The 18,018-nt window shown below is 58.7% G+C and carries 13 protein-coding genes; 4 read left to right on the forward strand and 9 right to left on the reverse strand.

All coding sequences use genetic code 11. The annotated features are described in order from the left end of the window. Nucleotides 1-11 precede the first annotated feature (11 nt). Nucleotides 12-671: a sugar transferase gene (locus tag AKN83_RS04965; RefSeq protein WP_050400293.1), complete on the reverse strand. Its 660-nt coding sequence runs from the start codon at nucleotides 669-671 to the stop codon at nucleotides 12-14. Continuing rightward, on the reverse strand, nucleotides 658-1,818 hold the full coding sequence (locus tag AKN83_RS04970) for a Gfo/Idh/MocA family protein (RefSeq protein WP_063695187.1): 1,161 nt from the start codon (nucleotides 1,816-1,818) through the stop codon (nucleotides 658-660). Before AKN83_RS04970 ends, AKN83_RS04965 begins: the two co-directional genes overlap by 14 nt. Before the next feature lie 747 nt (nucleotides 1,819-2,565). Here AKN83_RS04970 and AKN83_RS04975 point away from each other — a divergent pair. The 3 genes from AKN83_RS04975 (at nucleotide 2,566) to AKN83_RS04985 (ending at nucleotide 7,117) form a co-directional block, all read left to right on the forward strand. After that, complete coding sequence (locus AKN83_RS04975; protein ID WP_050400204.1) at nucleotides 2,566-4,308, forward strand: hypothetical protein; 1,743 nt, start codon at nucleotides 2,566-2,568, stop codon at nucleotides 4,306-4,308. 306 nt (nucleotides 4,309-4,614) lie between these two features. After that, nucleotides 4,615-5,877, forward strand: coding sequence for a nucleotide sugar dehydrogenase (locus tag AKN83_RS04980; RefSeq protein ID WP_050400203.1), 1,263 nt, complete (start codon nucleotides 4,615-4,617; stop codon nucleotides 5,875-5,877). After that, nucleotides 5,858-7,117: a glycosyltransferase family 4 protein gene (locus AKN83_RS04985; RefSeq protein WP_083991929.1), complete on the forward strand. Its 1,260-nt coding sequence runs from the start codon at nucleotides 5,858-5,860 to the stop codon at nucleotides 7,115-7,117. The genes AKN83_RS04980 and AKN83_RS04985 overlap by 20 nt, the downstream gene beginning before the upstream one ends. A gap of 71 nt (nucleotides 7,118-7,188) precedes the next feature. Here the strand turns inward: AKN83_RS04985 and AKN83_RS04990 are convergent, their stop codons facing one another. The 3 genes from AKN83_RS04990 to AKN83_RS05000 form a co-directional block, all read right to left on the reverse strand. Further along, nucleotides 7,189-8,055 carry a heparin lyase I family protein gene (locus tag AKN83_RS04990; RefSeq protein WP_172803484.1) on the reverse strand — a complete coding sequence of 289 codons (867 nt, stop codon included), beginning with the start codon at nucleotides 8,053-8,055 and terminating at the stop codon, nucleotides 7,189-7,191. A 181-nt stretch (nucleotides 8,056-8,236) separates the two neighbouring features. Then, complete coding sequence (locus tag AKN83_RS04995; RefSeq protein ID WP_157113213.1) at nucleotides 8,237-9,394, reverse strand: glycosyltransferase family 4 protein; 1,158 nt, start codon at nucleotides 9,392-9,394, stop codon at nucleotides 8,237-8,239. Between the two features lie 116 nt (nucleotides 9,395-9,510). Then, nucleotides 9,511-10,398: a hypothetical protein gene (locus AKN83_RS05000; protein ID WP_050400198.1), complete on the reverse strand. Its 888-nt coding sequence runs from the start codon at nucleotides 10,396-10,398 to the stop codon at nucleotides 9,511-9,513. Nucleotides 10,399-10,737: 339 nt separating this feature from the next. Here AKN83_RS05000 and AKN83_RS05005 point away from each other — a divergent pair, with 339 nt between their 5' ends. Next, nucleotides 10,738-12,036, forward strand: a complete 1,299-nt coding sequence (locus AKN83_RS05005; RefSeq protein ID WP_050400197.1) for a serine hydrolase domain-containing protein — start codon at nucleotides 10,738-10,740, stop codon at nucleotides 12,034-12,036. Nucleotides 12,037-12,135: 99 nt separating this feature from the next. On the opposite strand, the gene AKN83_RS05010 is transcribed toward AKN83_RS05005, so the two are convergent. The 4 genes from AKN83_RS05010 to AKN83_RS05030 form a co-directional block, all read right to left on the reverse strand. After that, nucleotides 12,136-13,590: an oligosaccharide flippase family protein gene (locus AKN83_RS05010; RefSeq protein ID WP_050400195.1), complete on the reverse strand. Its 1,455-nt coding sequence runs from the start codon at nucleotides 13,588-13,590 to the stop codon at nucleotides 12,136-12,138. 232 nt (nucleotides 13,591-13,822) lie between these two features. After that, nucleotides 13,823-15,046: a glycosyltransferase family 4 protein gene (locus tag AKN83_RS05015; protein WP_050400194.1), complete on the reverse strand. Its 1,224-nt coding sequence runs from the start codon at nucleotides 15,044-15,046 to the stop codon at nucleotides 13,823-13,825. Between the two features lie 302 nt (nucleotides 15,047-15,348). Beyond that, on the reverse strand, nucleotides 15,349-16,113 hold the full coding sequence (locus AKN83_RS05020; protein WP_050400193.1) for an FkbM family methyltransferase: 765 nt from the start codon (nucleotides 16,111-16,113) through the stop codon (nucleotides 15,349-15,351). 507 nt (nucleotides 16,114-16,620) lie between these two features. After that, on the reverse strand, nucleotides 16,621-17,961 hold the full coding sequence (locus tag AKN83_RS05030; protein ID WP_050400190.1) for an O-antigen ligase family protein: 1,341 nt from the start codon (nucleotides 17,959-17,961) through the stop codon (nucleotides 16,621-16,623). Nucleotides 17,962-18,018: the final 57 nt, after the last annotated feature.

Genomic DNA, 18,018 nt, shown 5'->3' on the forward strand with positions numbered 1-18,018 from the left:
ACTCGAAAATCTCATCGAGCACCACGGCCCCGCAGCACCGCGGGAACCGTCAGGGCAATCAGCTTCAGATCGGTCCACACCGTCCAGTTCATTGCATACTCGACGTCCATCTCGAGCATCGCGTCCGGGCCCAGGCGACCACGGCCGCGAACCTGACAAAGTCCGGTAATGCCGGGCTTCACGATATGCCGTTGATGATGCCAGTCGCGGAAGTACGCGAGTTCATAGGGAATCGCGGGCCGCGGACCGACGATACTCATTTCGCCTCGCAATACGTTGACCAGTTGCGGCAGTTCGTCGACGCTGGTTCTCCGCAGCAACCGCCCCACGCGCGTCACGCGAGGATCATCTGTCAGCTTGTATGGCGCATCCGGATCGTTCGAGAGGACCTCCTTCGCCCAAACCCGCCGGATCGCGTCGCGATGGATGTTTTCGTCGGCGTTGTGATAAAGCGTCCGGAACTTGAGGCAATTGAAGGGCTTCTCGTCTCGTCCGACCCGGCGCTGGCAAAAGATCGCCGGCCCGGGACTGTCGAGGCGGATCGCGATCCACACCGCTACGAGAAACGGGGCCAGCAAGAGGATCGCGGTGACGCTCACAGCGATGTCAAGCGCCCGCTTAACGAATTCCCGCGGGCTCGCCTTCCATCGCAAGGCTTCATCTAACGACAATTTCCGCAGCCCCCGCCGACGCGTTCCGCCGCAGAAACGCCGGTTGATGTGTTCCGTTGCCACGGTGCTCCTGGTTGAGGCGCAGACATTCCGATGCAGCTTCGAGCGCTTCGACGACGCGCAAGCCATGCGCTCCGTTCGCAACGGGCTGCGTCCCGGTCTTGATTGCGTTGACGAAGTCGAGCAACTCGAGCTTCAGCGGCTCGCTGCTGGATATCGCGGGGATATGAACGTCGCCATGGTGATAAGCCGACTGGAAGTCGGCGTATGAATCTCCGTTGATCCGCGGTCTGAAGCGCTTCTGGTAAACGCGGACCTTCTCGGACGGCTCGACGTCGTCGAACACCAGCATCGCATCGCTTCCGACGACCGTGATCTGGCGCACCTTGACAGGGTCCAACCATGAAACATGCACATGGGCGGTTGGCCCGCTCTTGAAGCCCAACTTGGCGTAAACGACATCCTCGACGTCCGGCAGAACGTGCGCGCAGCCCCAGGCGCCGATGTTGTGCGCGACCTCCTCGAGCAGGAAGAAGATGATCGAGAGGTCATGCGGCGCCAAATCCCACAGGACATTGGCATCGGGCCGGTAGAGACCGAGATTCAGGCGCCGCGAGTCGATGTAGTAGAGCTCGCCGAGAGAGCCGCTCCGGATCATCTGGCGCATGACACCCACCGCCGGATGGTACTCGAACGTGTGCCCGACCATCAGCACGCGCTTCCGTTCTTCGGCCATCGCGATCAGTTCGCGGCAATGCGCGCTCGTCATGGCCAACGGCTTTTCGACGAGCGCGTGCTTTCCCGCGTTCAGCGCTGCCCGCGCCAACTCAAAGTGAGTCACCGCCGGGGTCGCTATGATCACCCCATCGATCGAAGGATCATCCAGAATCGCGTCGAAATCGTGCGAAACAGCGACCGACGGATACTGTGATTTTACATATTCCAGTCTGTCAGACCGCGTGTCGGCGGCCATCGACACCCTTGCGCCGATATCGTGGCCAACGCGGATGTGTTTTGCGCCCCAGTAGCCGCAACCGATGACGGCGAGCGACGGGCCGGATTTTGCGGCATGAATTTCCGCGCCGGCGGTTTGGTCCTGAATACCAATCAGGCCCGGAACAAGCTTGGAATATAATTGGTTCGACATGTTTGTCACGATCACGCCAGAGGAAAGCAAGAGTGAATGTCAGTATCCTCACGAGCACGGTTATCTCGCCATGTTGGCTCCCTGTTTGAAGGCCTTAGCGTGCGTTCGTGCAGGATATCCGCTCGGGCGCGCACGCCGCTGTAGAACTCGGATTATGGCGCACGCCCATCGGGGGTACCCCGGCCCCTGCGCGGACTGCGGGCGAGCTTCGCACGCAGCGCAATGGCCGCACCGGGTGCATCAAGGAGTTGCGGCACCGCGTTGTAATTCATGAATTTTTTGACTTGCAGCGCCGGTCGCACGTGCCGACGGAGATCGGCTCGGCGCCGTCGTCCCTCGTTACGGCTGCCCGCCCGTCCCACGTGCGGAACTGGCCCCCGGCAATCCGATGCCCCAGGGCCGGAAGCGGCACGTTGCGTTCCGCCGAATGATAGTGCTGCGGATTGATGCCGCCGGATCTGCACGTCACCTCGTCACCCCGAGGAGGAGCCAATCCGATCACGATACGGCCGCCCTACCGCCTACCGCAGATTAGTTGGCGGCAAGCCCTATGCGCATCTGTGCTTCAGTGGAAACCCGGTCGCCTATCGTATAGGACTCCTCAAAACACGGGGTACAAGCGCGAGGTCAGGAACGATCGGCACGATGTCCCAGCCTTGCCCAAGAGTAGCCTTGCCCAAGAGTAGCCTTGCCCAAGAGTAGCCTTGCCGAAAGATGGCGCAAACCCAAGGATGAGACGTCGACGCTATGGACAACGGCTCTTCGATCGCGCTCCTGCTCCATGAGGACGCTCTATCGCCCAATGATTGCCATCTGTCGGAAATTCTCGATCTCTTTGAAATTCCGTGGACGACGCTGACAATCGCCGAAGCGAACGGGGACAATGTTGCCGCGCTGACAGCGGGTCATCTGCAATTCTCCATCCTGACTTCCGCACCCTGTCTCGCCGAAGTCCTGCAGCGCTGCAAGACAGAGGCGCTCCCGACCTGGTTGGCCGCCGCCGCTTCGATCTTCGTCTATGGATTTCAGGCAACGGATCCTTGCCAGGCCCTCCTGCGCCAAATCACGGGAGACCCCGCGGCGGAAGTCCGCGACTCCAATCCGTGGCCGATGAACGCATCGGTCACCGATGCTTTTCCGGAAATGTGCGGCCCAATGTCCGGCCTGCAGATCCGATTGGAGCGTGGCGCCGCCGATGCCGCGCTCGTCATCCGCAACAGCCAGTTACAAAGCATCGTCGGAGCGCCCGACGGACACCTGTTCGCCGGGTTCACCAATTGCGGTGTCCGCTTTTTTGTCGACTCTTCGCTGACGATGGTGGACATCCGCGAACGCACCGCAACCTACTTTGACGTGAAAAAGCGTTTTGCCGGCGCGGTGCCAATCGTGATGTATCTGAAGTGGGCGTTCCGCGACGTCTGCTTGGCGGCAACCGAAACCAGCGCTTGCCTGATCATTGACGATCCGCCTCTGTGGCCACGATACGGTCTCCTCGATTTCGACGAGCTGCTGCAGCTCGCCGACAAGCTGACATTCGCAACGACCGTTGCCTTCATCCCATGGAACTGGCGACGAACAAATCGCCGGACTGTGGCCGCCTTTCGGGAAAGCAAAGGGCGATTGTCCGTCTGCGTGCATGGCTGTGATCACACCCGTGGTGAATTTGCCGCCCGCTCGCTCGAGCTGCTCGACAAGAGGCTGAAGACCGCCAGACTTCGAATGCAGGCCCTTCGCAACACGACCGCGCTCGACCACGAAAACGTGATGGTCTTCCCACAAGGGGCTTTCTCGCCAGAGGCCGCCTCGGCACTCAAGCGGAATGGCTTCATCGCGGCAGTCAACACAGAGGTCGCACCAGCCAATAACGCGCCGAACGGAACGACGGTCGCAGACCTCTGGAGCGTCGCCATCGTCCGGTATGGCAGCTTCCCGATTTACACGCGACGCTACATTGATCACGGCATCGAAAACTTCGCATTTGACGGAATTCTGGGAAAACCGTGCTTCATTGCCGGGCATCACGACCTCCTCCGCGGCCACGGCAGCGAACTGGCGGCATTCCTTCGGCAGCTCGCGGCCTTGCGATGGACCCTTCGTTGGCGGCCTCTCGAGGAAGCCGTTTGCCGCAGCTACAGCATTCGCCCCAACGGTGAAGCAATCGCAGTAAGGATGTTTGCTGAACGGCTTCTTTTCGAAAACAGCGAGGAAGTGACGCGACGGATCTTGGTCACGAAGCGGGAACCACAGCTCGCCTCCCTGAAGGGGATTACAGTCAACCAAGACATGGTCCCTTATGAGCACCTGGACGGATGCGCTCGACTGATGGTCGATGTCCCTCCCGGTGGCTCGGCCGATATACGCGTTTATCACAGGCAGCTGGACGTCTCCCCCGATTCAGACTCCATCCGATACCGGCTCGGGGTGGCGCTTCGGCGTTACCTATCCGAACTCCGCGACAATTACGGTTACCTACTTCGCCTCCGCGTGTAGCGGTCGCGGTACGATTTGAATCGCGAGTTTCGTGGCCGCCCCTCCGCGAACAGTTCGGCGATTCCCACGTTCGATCCACTTCCGCCCGCGATCAACAATGAAAGGTCGGACAGCCCCCTTTCAGGCCGTCCTCTTCTTGCCAAAACCGGAATAGGTAGCCCGAAAAAGTTGCGGTTCTGCGGGCCTGAACGAATACAATTGCGACGTAGTTTGAAGTCCCTGGTGATTGCGATCCCCGGTCTAAAAGCCAACCCCCAAGCAGCCGTCAGCGTTGCCATCGCAACCTGTTGCGCATGATGGATCAGAATGAAAATAGCCGTGTTCGGACTCGGTTACGTCGGAATGACGACAGCCGCTTGCCTCGCCAGGCAAGGCCACGAAGTCATCGGCGTCGACATCAGCGATGAAAAGATTGCGATCGTCAATGCGGGCAAATCTCCAATCACGGAGCCCGGTCTCGATCAACTGGTCGAGTCCGCTGTCCGAAAGCGCCTGCTGAGCGCAACAAAGGACGCGAGCGGGCACCTCGACGCGTGCACGTTGGCCATAGTGTGTGTGGGAACACCGAGTGCGCCGGACGGGTCCCACAACATGAGCTTCGTCGCCGAAGTTTCCCATCAGATTGCCGACCTAGTCAGCCCCACTCGCACGACGCCGCTGACCGTCGTGTTCCGTTCCACGATGCGGCCCGGCACAATCGAGGATCTGGTCCTGCCGATTTTCGAAGGCGCATTGAACGGCAGAATGGACCTCGTCGAGGTTGTCTACAATCCCGAGTTCCTGCGCGAATCGGTTGCGATCGAAGATTTCTTCAATCCTCCAAAGATCGTGGTTGGAACGAAGGACGGAGAACGGTGCACGGCGCTTGACGAACTGAACGCAAACATCGCAGCACCCGTCTTTTTCACGACCTATCGTACTGCAGAGATGACCAAGTTCGTCGACAACTCGTTCCACGCTGTGAAGATTGCGTTTGCCAACGAAGTCGGCCGCGTCTGCGACAAGCTCGGCATCAGCGCAGCCACCGTTCACAAGATCTTCGTCTCCGACACCAAGCTCAACGTCTCGCCGTATTATTTAAGGCCGGGCGGCGCATTCGGCGGCTCCTGCCTGCCCAAGGACGTTCGTGCGCTCCAATACATCGCAAGCGACGTCGGGGCGCACACCTGGCTCGTGGATTCTGTGCTCAGATCGAACGACGAGCACAAGAATTTCCTGTTCGAAAATTGCCTGAAGGCAGTCCCGCCTGGCGGACGAGTGCTTATGCTGGGGCTCGCCTTCAAGGAGAACAGCGACGATCTTCGCGAAAGTCCGAATATCGACCTGGCTCGCAAGTTCCTCCGCTTGCACATCGGCCTGTCGATCTACGATCCACACGTCGAGCCATCGAAGCTGCTGGGGCAGAACCTCGGCTATGCGTTCTCCAATCTGCCCGCGCTCCGCAAATTGCTGATCCCCAAGTCCGCGGCCGAAGCGGAGCTATTCGACCTTGTCATAGATACCCGAGGGTGGGCGAAGCAAATGGCGCTGAACGCAAGACGGGTCATTGATGTCAACACTCTCTCATGACGACACCGTAACCGGCAGCTCCGAACAAGCGGGCGTCGGCTCGGTTCGCGGCCGGGTCCTGATCATCGTCGAGAATCTTCCAGTCCCGTTCGATGTCCGGGTGTGGGCGGAGGCGACCACGTTGGTACGGCATGGCTACGAGGTGTCCGTGATCTGTCCCAAGGGACCGGGCGCAACGGCCTCGTTCGAGATGCTCGAGGGAATAGCAGTCTATCGCCATTGGATGCCTGCAGAAGGTCGTGGCGTGCTGGGCTACGCAGTAGAGTACAGCGTGGCGTTGTTCTGGGAGTTCGTGCTGAGCTTGAAAGTTCTAGCAACGCGCGGATTTGACGTCATCCACGCGTGCAATCCGCCGGATCTCATTTTCATCGTCGGTGCATTTCATAAGTTTCTGTTCGGGAAGTCGTTTGTTTTCGATCAGCACGACGTCAATCCAGAACTCTACGAAGCGAAATTTGGGCGTCGTGGCTTTCTTTGGCGCGTTATGGTTGTGCTCGAACGCATCACATTCGCATTGTCGGACGTATCGATTGCTACCAACCAATCGTATCGTACTGTTGCGATAGAACGGGGCCGAATGAGCCCGGATCGGGTGTTCGTCGTTCGCTCCGCTCCGAATGTCGCCCGCGTTCGCTCACTTCCGCCGGACCCTGCCTGGAAGAAGGGGCGACAGTATCTTGTCGGATATGTCGGTGTTATCGCGCGACAGGAGGGGCTCGACCTGCTGCTGGATTCGATCAGGCACATCCGCAGGACGCGGAACCGCGACGATATCCAGTTCGTGATCGTCGGCGGCGGACGGGAATTGGAGGAGCTCAAGAAGCTTGCGACGGCGCTCGAACTGGATGACGTGGTCACATTCACCGGCCGTGTCGATGACGACACGCTGTTCACCATCCTGTCGACGGCCGACGTCTGTGTGAATCCGGACCGCCCCAGTGCGATGAACGACAAGTCGACGATGCACAAGATCATGGAGTACATGACGTTGGGTAAGCCCATCGTCCAATTCGACCTCACAGAGGGCCGCTTTTCGGCAGGAGATGCATCGCTGTATGTGCAGAATGCGGACACCGCCGAATTCGGCGACAAAATATTGGAGCTCTTGGAAGACCCGGCGAGGCGCGAAGCCATGGGTGCATTCGGTCGGGAACGGATTGGTGGCGAGCTCGCCTGGCATCATGCATCGACGAAGCTTTTGGCGGCTTATGAAAAAGTATTCAAGCTAAGGGATAGATGACGACAGGGACCGCTGCTTTTACATTTCGCTGGACGCCCCGTTCCCGCGATCAGGACGTTGCGCACCGTGGGTCACGGTTGCTCTGACGATACCGGCGTTAACGACCCGGTCGTTATCATCACATTTCGGTAGTTGACGGCAGTGGTCTCGGGTGCCGACGACCGATAGATTCCGAATTCCCAATTGGTGCCGACGCCATAGCCTAGCGGCCCGCTGTAGTTCACGACCGGTGTCCCGTCGATCCAGACTTTCAGGTGGCCAGTCGGGTCATTCGAGAATTGGGCCTGCACTTTCACGTCGTGATACTTGCCGGTCACGATCGGGTTGGGGTCGGTCCAGAGGGTCCTGGTGACGACGAAGCCTGCGCCGTTGCCCGGGTTCTTGCCCGGCGGGCAGTAGCGCGCAAGCACCTGCAGGTGATCGCCCCGCATGTTCAGCGCGACCGGAGGCGAGGTTCCCACGCCCGAGGCGTCGTCGTCATTGTGCCACTGTCCGACGATGAACCAGCCGGTCGCGCTGTTTACGAACGCCCCGTTGCTACCATTCGCCTCCACCATGAACTGGTAGCTGAGCGTGGTTAGCGTGGCGGCCGGATAGGTTACCGTGGAATTGATCTCGGAACGATCCACGGCCGAGCTGTCGTACCAAGCATGGTCGCCCTTGCGGACCTCGAAGCGCAGGGTCTGGGGGTCGGGATTGGTCAAACTGTAGCCCTGGTCTGCAACGTGAACGCCGTAGCTCACGTCGCCGATCCGAAAGCGGGTTCGCGGTTTACCGGAGAATGACGTGATCGACGAAGCAATTGCTCTACTGGTCGCCGTATTGCTGTCGGTGCCCGCAACATTGTCGGTCTCGACCGATGGGCCCTCGGCCAATAGCCTTCTCTGACCACCGGCATTGGCAAAGCTCGATGTCGATTCATTGGAGACTTCCGCCACGCTCCCAGCGAGCGCAAAGATAAGAGGTAAGACTATTCTCATTGCCATCCCGTTCGGTCCCGCAACCGCCACAAAACGGCGGTCATACGCAATCGTAACCCATTCAAATCTCGATACAATTTATCGGGGGACTCAATCGAGGGAAAATAAGGACTACCGCCAGGCGTCGCATCACGGCGGCTCAGTGCATAACAGCCGCACCCGGTTGCCTCGACCTGGCCACAAGGGGCGTCAAAGCCGACATCAACTCGTCAGTCTTCACCATCGGGGAATGATTTGCCTTGACATAGATCTGGCATCGCCGGCTGAGCGTGTCGTATTCACCCGCGTCCATGTTCCAAATCTCACTCACAGATCTTGAAAGCGTCAACTCGTCTTCAGCTGAAACGCCGAGAGCATGGCGCTCGACAATCGCGTCCGGATCGACATGCCGGCGCGTCACGATGGGTGCGCCGACGGCGAGCGCCTCGAGAAATGCGTTTGAGAAGCCTTCGAAATCCGATGTACAGAGAAGCATTGCCGCTTCTGATAGAAACTGTTGGACGTCGGCGCGCCGCACATAGCCAACCAACTCCACGTTTGGCAGCTGACGCAAGCCATTCAAGGCGTCCAACGTCGCTTGATCGGTATTGGGCGAGGTCATCCCCGCCACGCGAAACTTGACGGCCGGCAATGCCTTGGCGATCCGAAACAGCAACGGCAGATTCTTCGGATAGCGGAAGACACCGAGCCAGGCAACGTATCCGCGTTTGGCGCGCGGCAAAGGAGCGGCCGCGTCCTCCGCCACTGCAAACGGATTATGAAGGACGTGCACCGGCTTGTCCGGAAAGAGCGCGGCCAGCTTCCCGCGTTGGTACTCATTCTGACAGAGAAATCCGGCTGTATGATGCCGGGCCCACGAGTACGATATCCATTCATGAGCTGGAAGGAGCGCCTTGCATCTTTCATCGACATCTATGTCGCTTACAACGCGATAGACGAACGGAACCTTTAGTTGGTCGGCGACGAACGCCATGATGGCGGTATGTATCCCACATACTCCCTGGACCAGGATATCCGGGTGATAGCTGCGGGCGGCCGCCAGTACTTTCGGGATATACGAATAGAAATACTTCGCGACCCGAATCCCGCGATCGGGATCATAAGTTTCGATAAGCTTGATTTGCTGTCCCGAACCAACATGCTCCAACGCCCCCTTCCAGGTGAGGACGGCGGTCTCGTGACCGGCATTTTGAAGCGCGCGTAGCCATACTGCGAGCTCGATCGCCCACCCGCCGATCGGATAGTTTTCGTCTTTCATCAGATAAGGAATGGAAAAATCCATCGAGAGAATACGCACCCCGACACCTCGTGCCTAATGGGACCGCAACATAAAACGACGCTCGGCGACAGGTAGGTCGCCTTGCGCAGCGAAGGGGCGGGCACTTCCGTCATCGAGCACGAGATCGTCCTGCGTCAGGCTGACAACACGATATCCCCAATCTCGCTACCCTCCCCTAGCTCGGCCACCACCTCAAACTTGTTCGCGCAGCTCAGCCGGAAGAGCGTGCCGTGGTTAGTGCCGTTCGCAAGCGTTCGGTTCACGATGAGGAACGAACCGGCACCGACCAGGCGATCCCGCAGATTGTTGACGGCGCGGCGCAACTGCGCTTCGTTGAAATAGCCATGATTGAGCAGATTTGACACGCGGATCGCGTCGAACCGGCCGCGCAGTCGAGCAGGGTTCGGCGCCAGAATATCATCCTCGGCAAAACTCAGCCGAGCGTCGTCGCGCGCACGCGGGTTCACCAGAAGGACATCCCTTCCCCCTTCCCGCATGTTCGTCAGCGGCAGCAGCACGCCGGCAAGTGTGTTGAGCGCGGCGACCACGAATCCAGTGCCCTTGAGAAAATCCCGGGGACCATTCAGGTACCAACGCACCGGACGATTGGCAACGATGTGCTGAAGCACCTTGCCGTCACGATCGAGAAGAACCTCATATCCCGGCAACAGACGCACGAGGCTCCCGCGCATACACAGATCGGTCGCCAGAATCTTCGCATCGATGTCAGCGCGCGTTAGGGCATCGGCCCATTCGAGTGAGGAAATCCCTGATGATACGCCGACGTCCATGATCTGGCTCGGTTTGCTGCCCAGCTTCTTCCACTCACCGATAACCAGCATATTGAGATCATCGAGGCGATGATGATCAGTGGTCTTGTAGGTACCGTTCCGCAAGCGGATTGAGGCAAAGAACGCCGCCTCCTGTGTCTGCGTAAACGCATCAGCTTCCGTCAAGAAATTCCTTGCATTCAAAGCCACGCCGTCCCCAAAATCTCTGGAGAAGCGCATCAGGACCGCCATGTACCGCACCCTCGGCTCGTCTCTCTCAGGATCGCTCGAAATCTATCGACTGAAGGCACACGGCTCTCGGTGCGCCTCCTTTCGCTCGCAAGCATAAGCTTTTGGATCGATATGCAGCTCGACCCTTTCGGATTACCCATTCTCGATCACAGCAAGGGCCGGGCCAGCCGGATCCGAATGTGCGCAGACCAAGGAGAGCTCTGCAGCCCTCTGGAAGCGGCTTGTCTCGCTTGCAGATTGCAGCCGCATGCGGCGGCGGATGGCGCCGGCAGCGGCGGTGATTTCAACGGTTGACGACTTCGCTACCGGAACTGCCGTCTTCTTGCTAGAAATGCTCACATGGTCCAATCCACTGGCCACCTGCGGCACTCCACGTCAATGCTTCTCGACGCCGGCCGTATCGCGTTGCTCATCATCATGGGCAGCATCGCGACCCTCTCGGCTGCGCGTGCACAGAACGGCGCGCCCTCGGGCAGCAGCGACGGCTTCGAACAGCGCATGCAGCGTATCGTGAATGGACTGCGGGCTGACATCGCAGGCGCTGCCCCGATGAAGCTTGCGGATCGGATGAACGAGCTGCACGTTCCTGGCGTCAGCATGGCGGTGGTTCATGGCGGCGTCGTCCACGCGCGCGGGTTCGGGATTGCCACCATTGGTGGTCCGCCTGTAACGCCTGATACTCTGTTCCAGGCAGCGTCGATCAGCAAACCGGTGACCGCTGTAGCGGCGCTCGCGTTGGTTCAAGCCGCGAAGCTCGATCTCGACAGCGACGTCAATCTATTCCTCAATACCTGGAAGCTCCCTGCTAACTCGTTCACCGATCAGTCGAAGGTTACACTTCGAAGGCTGCTGAATCATTCGGCTGGCATAACCGTTCCTTATTTTCCGGGATATCCTGCCGGCACACCGATTCCGTCGCTCGTCGACGTTCTCAACGGCGCGTCGCTGTTGTGTCGCGACCTAACCCGGTTCCGGCCGCCATCGCACGATAGGTTTGCACTATGCGGCTCTGCAAATACCGCGCCTGTCGTTGTCGATCATGAGCCTGGCACACGGTTCAAGTACTCCAGCGGCGGCTATGCCATTGTGCAGCAACTGCTCGTCGACGTGACCGGCAAACCGTTTCCAGATTTGCTAGAGGACGTCGTCCTCAGGCCGTACGGGATGACCCACAGCAGTTTCCTGCAGCCGCTGCCCAAAAATGAAACTCCCATGGCCGCAACACCCTACCGAGCGACCGGCGAGCCGGTGCCGGGCGGTCCGCATGTCTATCCCGAACTGGCTGCCGCGGGATTGTGGACGACACCGACTGACGTTGCGCATTTTGCTCTCGGTTTGGTCCGCGCCTGGACCGGTCGCGATGCTCCCGTCCTGTCCCAGGCTACGGCTCTCCAAATGCTCACACCCGGCCTTGGCAACTACGGCCTTGGCCCGATTGTATTGGGGGTCGCGCCGCATCGACGAATTCTGCATGCAGGCGTCAACGATGGGTTCGTCAGCTTGATGACGATGTTCGAAAATGGAGATGGCGCTGTCATCATGACGAACGGAGATCAAGGCGGAGAGTTGGCCAACGAACTGATCCGCAGTATCGCAACCGAATACGATTGGCCGGATGGCCAGCCGAAGGCCCACTGACGAGTCGACGTTCCGCCTTGGCTCGTCACCGGGCTTCGCTCGCCGTCGCGCGCTCCCGCCAATACTCAGGCAACTCCACACGAAGCGGATCGCCGTCCGTCACGCACCGAGAACTCCCCATTCTCTCCGGACCTCGGCCAGTGTTCGATAGTATCCGGTCACAAACAACATCGCGACATAACCCACCAGAACGGCAACCGGACCAACCAGCGCAGCAACAGGCACCGGCGCGTGCAGCAGGTCAAATGAAAACCGCACCAGTATTGCCGCCGACACCGACGCGACCAGAATTAGTCCGAGATTCTTCCAATCTTGCAACCTTGCGATCGGAATGCTCATGACCTTTGAAAGTCTTCTCAGAAACAGAACGTACACAACGAAGGTCGTGAGTACCGACCCGATCGCCGCACCTGGCAAACCGTAGTACCAGACGCCGGCCAGGCTCGTTAGCACTGCAAACGGCAGGATCGCAGCTTCGTACCGCATGTTGGCCGATCCCTGCCCAAACACATTGAGCAGAGTGGTAATCTCGGTCGAGATCAACGTTTGTATCAAGTAGATGCGCAGCACGGGAGCACCACTCACGTACTCCTTCGTAAACAGCAACTGAATGACCTCGTCCGCAAAGACGAACAGTGCCGCGATCGCAGGGAACATAACCGCACTGATGATAACGTTGCCCTGATTGTTCAGCCGCAACAGTTCTTCGTGGCGTCCAAGCGAGTGGAAATGACTCATCCGCGGCAAGAGCAAATTCCCCAGCCCGCCTCTCAAGACTTCGAACGGCATAAGGAGCATGGTTGCAATCGAAAAAATGCCAAACATACCCGACGAGAACATCGTCGCGACAATCCACAGTTCCGCCTGCTTCCGTATGCTCCAAAGCAGACCGGCCACACCGAACGGAAGGGCGTAGCGAAGCTGCGCGCGGAACTGCTCCTTGTCGATTGGAAAAATTCGAATGCCGCAATTGCGCGCAATGAAGACAGCAAGAAGCACCAAGCGCACGCCAGCGGCTATCAGAGCAGCGATGAGTACCTCTTCAAATCGATGGAAAACGAGTGCTGCGGAAATTATCAGCACGGCTCTTAGCACGGATGAAGCCAAGATGGCCTGCGCTTGCCAGCGGATCTGCCCGACGGCGTTGGGGACCACATCCAGCAACAAGCCCAAGTTCCAGACAAACAGGAAAATCGCCAGTAACAGACCATGGTCGTGCAGCAGATCTTTCATGCCCGTTGGAAGGGCATGACGAAAGACAACGATGAGAAGCAGCGCAAACGTCGTCGTGGCGAGCAGGAACAGCACCGTCTGGCCGACGTAGATTCGGCGTCCCTCCGCATCCAGCCGGACAAAGAAGAAAAGCAGGCTTCGGGGCATATTGAAGGAAAACAACAGGGCTACCGTCGTCACAAGCAGCCAGAACAGCCTGTATTCACCGAACGCCGTGGGACCGATCGTTCGCACCAGAACGATCGGCGTCAACAGCATGATGACCTGCTCGGTGTACTGTGCAGCCGAGAGCAAGATTCCTTGACGCAGTATGGATGCCATGAATCAACGACCTCGCGACGGCGTCGACGACCAGAAGCGCGGATCGCGATCGGCAAACCTTCCAGGAAGACCGTCAGAACTCACTGAGTGACTTCCAGAAGCACGGGACAGCGCGATCGCACGAATCGCCCAACAGTTTGATGGCAATCGGATCACTCTCGCCTCACCCTTCTCGCACTACTCCTCGTTAATCTCGAACCGAGGGCAGCCATGACCGAACCTCTCGCGGCACTCATACCGAGGCCAACAGCGCATCCATGTCACGAGCGACCTTTTTCCACGTGTAGTGCTCCAGCATGACTTTTCGAGCACTCTGGATCATGGAATGCCGAAGGCCTTCGTCTTCGATCAGCAGCCCGATCGCTGCCGCGATCTTCTCGGGCTCGTCGGCTCGCATGTAATCGACGCCTTCTCGCGCCATGCCGAGCGCTTCAATGCCCACTCCCGTTGAAACCACGGCCAACCCCATGGCAAATGCTTCAAGTACCTTGTTCTTCAATCCACTGCCAATTCGCATCGGATTTACCATGATCGGGTACTCAGCGAGCACCGAGCAGATATCTTCGACGAAACCAGTGAGGCGAATGCCATCGTCCCGCTTCGCTTCCTCCAGAATCCAGCTCTCGGCATCCTTGCCCACCACGCACCACTCAATTCCGGCCGGAGCCAGGTACGGTCGATAGACGTACTGGTAGAAAAACCGGACCGCATCACTGTTTGGTTTGAAGGCAAGGTTGCCCCAAAATGCCACTCCCCTCCGCTTGGCGACACGCGCATTTGCGTCGAATGTGTCCGCCAGGTCCGGCGAGACCCCGTTCGGTACCGTGCTAACGTTCGCAGTCCTGCCAGACAGCCTGCAAACAGTATCAGAATCTGCATCATTGACGGTCGTGACGTGGTTGAACCAGACCGGCAAACACGCCTCCGCCCTTGCACGGCGCGCGAGCATCAGGCGCGCGTCGAGACGCGTTTTCAGCTGCGCGGGCCACGGCGGAAAGAACTGCATTTGTCTGGTCAGCGTCAGCACTTCACTGTCAATGAGATCAAAGAGTATTGTCTTATCGCCCGAAAACGGCCGGACGAACTCTGCAAGCACGAGGCAGAAGACGATCATGTGATCGATGCTGTTCTCTTCGCAGAAGGCGGCTATCGCTTTGATGACCGTTGAAAAGTGATCCGGATAAGAGAGCGAGAAGTAGTCGGACTCATTTCGACGGAAGTGCCTCCTCAGTGAGGGCCTGCGAGCCGGAAACTTCGGCGTTTCCGCAATCTTCTTGAAGACATCGGACAAGCCAACCAAGCTGGCACTGGACGCGTCTGTTGAACCGAGGTTCACCGTCAGAAGGTACAGTTCATGCAGCTTCGCCAATTCCCGGCACAAGTGCCACACACGCAGGTCATGGCCGTTGGTCAGGCTTGCGAGCGGCTTATGCGTTACGACCAGGATGCGCGTCACGACAATTCATCGACTTTCGACTGGGATAGGCGGAACCGGGCACAGCATGATGCGGCCAGGGCCTTGACCCATCTGGTGGAGTCGAGCTTTCCGGTTCGGATTTGAGCCCATTTGGCTTTCCGGTGCAACGGGAGGCGGCGCCCCAGTGGAGCGACCGGTCTCACTGCCTTGCTCTTTGTGAGTAGTACTTCGACGTCGACTGGTCCCGTAAGCCGGGAGCGGCCGCGAATCGGTGACCGACGCACCGCTCGCTCACAAACGCTATGGCGTGTGCGACGGGGATCAAGGCACTGGGGCAAGCGCTACTGGGGCAGCGGACATTCATCGGGGATGATGAAGAAGTTTCCTGTGAAGTTCTTGCGGCCGGATCCGGCGGGTTGGAGCGCGCCATGCTCGTAGCCGTACATGCGATAGCGCTCGCTTTCGAACATCGCACGAATCTCGTCGCGGTTCTCGGGCTTCCATATCTCGCAGAAGATGAGTGGCCGGCAGCGCCTTATCAGCTCCATGCCTCCTTTCAGCACCTCGGCCTCGAACTCCTCGACGTCGATCTTGATCGCGTGCACATCCGTGCGTGTCTTGAGCTCCGGGACATCGTCGAGAGGCTCTATCTTGATCTGAAAGCGGATGCCCTCCTTGTATTCGGAATGCCCGTCATCGACTTGGCACAGTGCGTGTCGTTTGATGCCGCCTATCACGGGCATGATCATCGGAAGCGCTGCAGCCTGACGGCCCAGGCCGCATTCGTGAACCGTCACGTTTGCGAGCGTGTGCTGCGCGACCACGCGCGTCAGACTCCGGAAGTTCTCGGGCCCCGGTTCGAACGCATGCACCCGGGAGCCCGGCTTCGTGGCCGCCAGAAAATAGGCGGTCACCCCGATATTGGCGCCGATGTCGAGAATCACGCCGTCGTTCGGCACCATATTGAGAAAGTACAGGAAGTCGGCCTCGTAACGGAACGCCTTAATCGTAGCGATGCGCGCTTGAGCGACGAAGAAGAGGTAGTTGTCAAACCCGAGCGCGCCGATGAGCAGACGCTGCGTGAGACGCTTGAGCGGCCCTATCACCGGAGCGTCCTCTGCTCGCCCAACCTGTTCGAGCGCCGGTCCTCTCCATCGAAGCCCTGTTGCCCCCGGTCGCACGACACCTCACTCGAGCCGTAGATGGCCGCGCCATGCCTCGTAATTTCGCATGACGGTGCCGTGTTCGTACCGTCCACGCCGGCGCGACCGCAAGAGAACGGGATCTCGATTGTTTCAGTCAGGCTGTTGCCAACCGTCCTCTCCCGCTCGGACATGGTCACGCTGAAATCCATCACTGTTGGAACGATACGAGGTTGAGTATCACCATTAGGCGGGCTCGATCACTTCGTTGCAAGTCGATCACCGGCTCGGAGACGGAGAACTTGAGCTACCTCCACTGGCTTGTCATCGCGGTTGCGGTGCCTGCGTCAATCACAGCCTCGACGAACGGTCTCCGGATCCCTCGGACCTGCTTCGTGCTGCACCAGCGTCAGGCTGCCGGGGCTTACCCAAAGCGACAATTCATCGGCAACGACCGTCGTCGTCAGCCGCTCATGCCGAGGTTTGGCGCGCGCGCGAAGACAGGCGCGCCAGGTTGACCATCATCGCGATGAGAGGAAACAGGTACATGTTCTCGAACGACGGAAACACCTCCCGCTCGGTAAACATGCTGATTCCATAGCCGACGATGCAAGCAAACAAGGCCCAGTAGAGGTCGTTATGCAACCGTCGGCCGACGCGCCAGGCGGTTGATATCCCGATGCACATGAAAACGAGAAGAATGCCGGTCGCTATCGCTCCACAGTCGAGAAAGAAGTCGATAATGGCGTTGTGTGCATGAGTGGCTTGGATGAGCGCTCCCGTGTACCAAGCTTCACTGGTTATGATTCCGGACCGACCAGCGCCGAACAGAAACAGGCCGAGATCGCTCGTCCATTCGTTGAGCAGCGGTATCCAAATGAAATCGACGCGGCCAGTAAGCAATTCATCAGCCGACACGTCCGACGTCCCGTCGAAACCAATGGAAAGGATGGCATCCATGGTTGGCGCGATCCAGAGAACGGATGCGATGACCACCATCGCGGCGCCGACAGCCAGGACGGCGAACTTGCGTTTGTAAAGCAGAATTAGAACATAAGAGCCCGCAACGGTTAGGAGCGCGCTGCGCGATGAGAGTAGAAGGAGCCCCAGAAGCGACAAGGCGACGGGCACTATCCAGAATGCGCTGCGCGTAAGCGCCTTGTACAGCAACAAAGGCGCCGTGCAGATGTATATAGTGCCCATCGTATTGTAGTGGATGCCGAAGTAGGCTTCGCACAGTCCATTAACGGATGCACGCCCTGAAAGTGCGGCGGAGGGATTCATGGCGGCGACGAAGATGAAGCTCGCAGATAGGAGTAGAATCGAAACGCAGATGACATTGACGACGGTCTCAATCTCCGGGAATGAGCGACATCGCTTCAGAATGAAAAGAAACGGCAACATGTAGAACGCCGGAACCATGCCGTATGACATGACGTAATCCAGATAGGACTCTGGAAATACATCCGGGAGGCGCTCATGGAGCAGAGGGGCGTTCGGGATCGATCTAGCGAAAGCAATGGCGAAGGTTACGAAGTAAAGCAGAAGAACGCGGATTGACGTTCGTTCAATCTTGTCGGTCGCTGACAGGATCGACACTCGGAATAGCAAATAGACCAAGACTCCCGCCGACAGCAGGTTGAAGGGCTTGCCGCCTTGTATGCCGAACAGGTTCGTATTGACAAACGGCACTCGCTGAAAGGGCAATATGAAAACAATCGCCAGAAAGAGCCATTTTGCACCTTCGCCGAGCGAGTACGCTGACGCGTGACGATAGGGAGTTCCGCCGCTATGTCTTAGCGCAACGCTCATGACGGGCCGGCTCCTTGCGCTCCAGCTTGACCGAACTCGGGCGCATGGCTTCGCGGT

The sequence above is a fragment of the Bradyrhizobium embrapense genome (assembly GCF_001189235.2).
Classification (GTDB): Bacteria; Pseudomonadota; Alphaproteobacteria; order Rhizobiales; family Xanthobacteraceae; genus Bradyrhizobium; species Bradyrhizobium embrapense.

Excerpts from the sequence above, each read along its gene's own strand:
- AKN83_RS05030 (WP_050400190.1), bottom strand. The coding sequence starts at position 17,961 with ATGAGCGTTGCGCTAAGACATAGCGGCGGAACTCCCTATCGTCACGCG.
- AKN83_RS05005 (WP_050400197.1), top strand. The coding sequence starts at position 10,738 with ATGGTCCAATCCACTGGCCACCTGCGGCACTCCACGTCAATGCTTCTC.
- AKN83_RS04980 (WP_050400203.1), top strand. The coding sequence starts at position 4,615 with ATGAAAATAGCCGTGTTCGGACTCGGTTACGTCGGAATGACGACAGCC.
- AKN83_RS05000 (WP_050400198.1), bottom strand. The coding sequence starts at position 10,398 with ATGGCGGTCCTGATGCGCTTCTCCAGAGATTTTGGGGACGGCGTGGCT.
- AKN83_RS04985 (WP_083991929.1), top strand. The coding sequence starts at position 5,858 with ATGTCAACACTCTCTCATGACGACACCGTAACCGGCAGCTCCGAACAA.
- AKN83_RS04970 (WP_063695187.1), bottom strand. The coding sequence starts at position 1,818 with ATGTCGAACCAATTATATTCCAAGCTTGTTCCGGGCCTGATTGGTATT.
- AKN83_RS04975 (WP_050400204.1), top strand. The coding sequence starts at position 2,566 with ATGGACAACGGCTCTTCGATCGCGCTCCTGCTCCATGAGGACGCTCTA.
- AKN83_RS05010 (WP_050400195.1), bottom strand. The coding sequence starts at position 13,590 with ATGGCATCCATACTGCGTCAAGGAATCTTGCTCTCGGCTGCACAGTAC.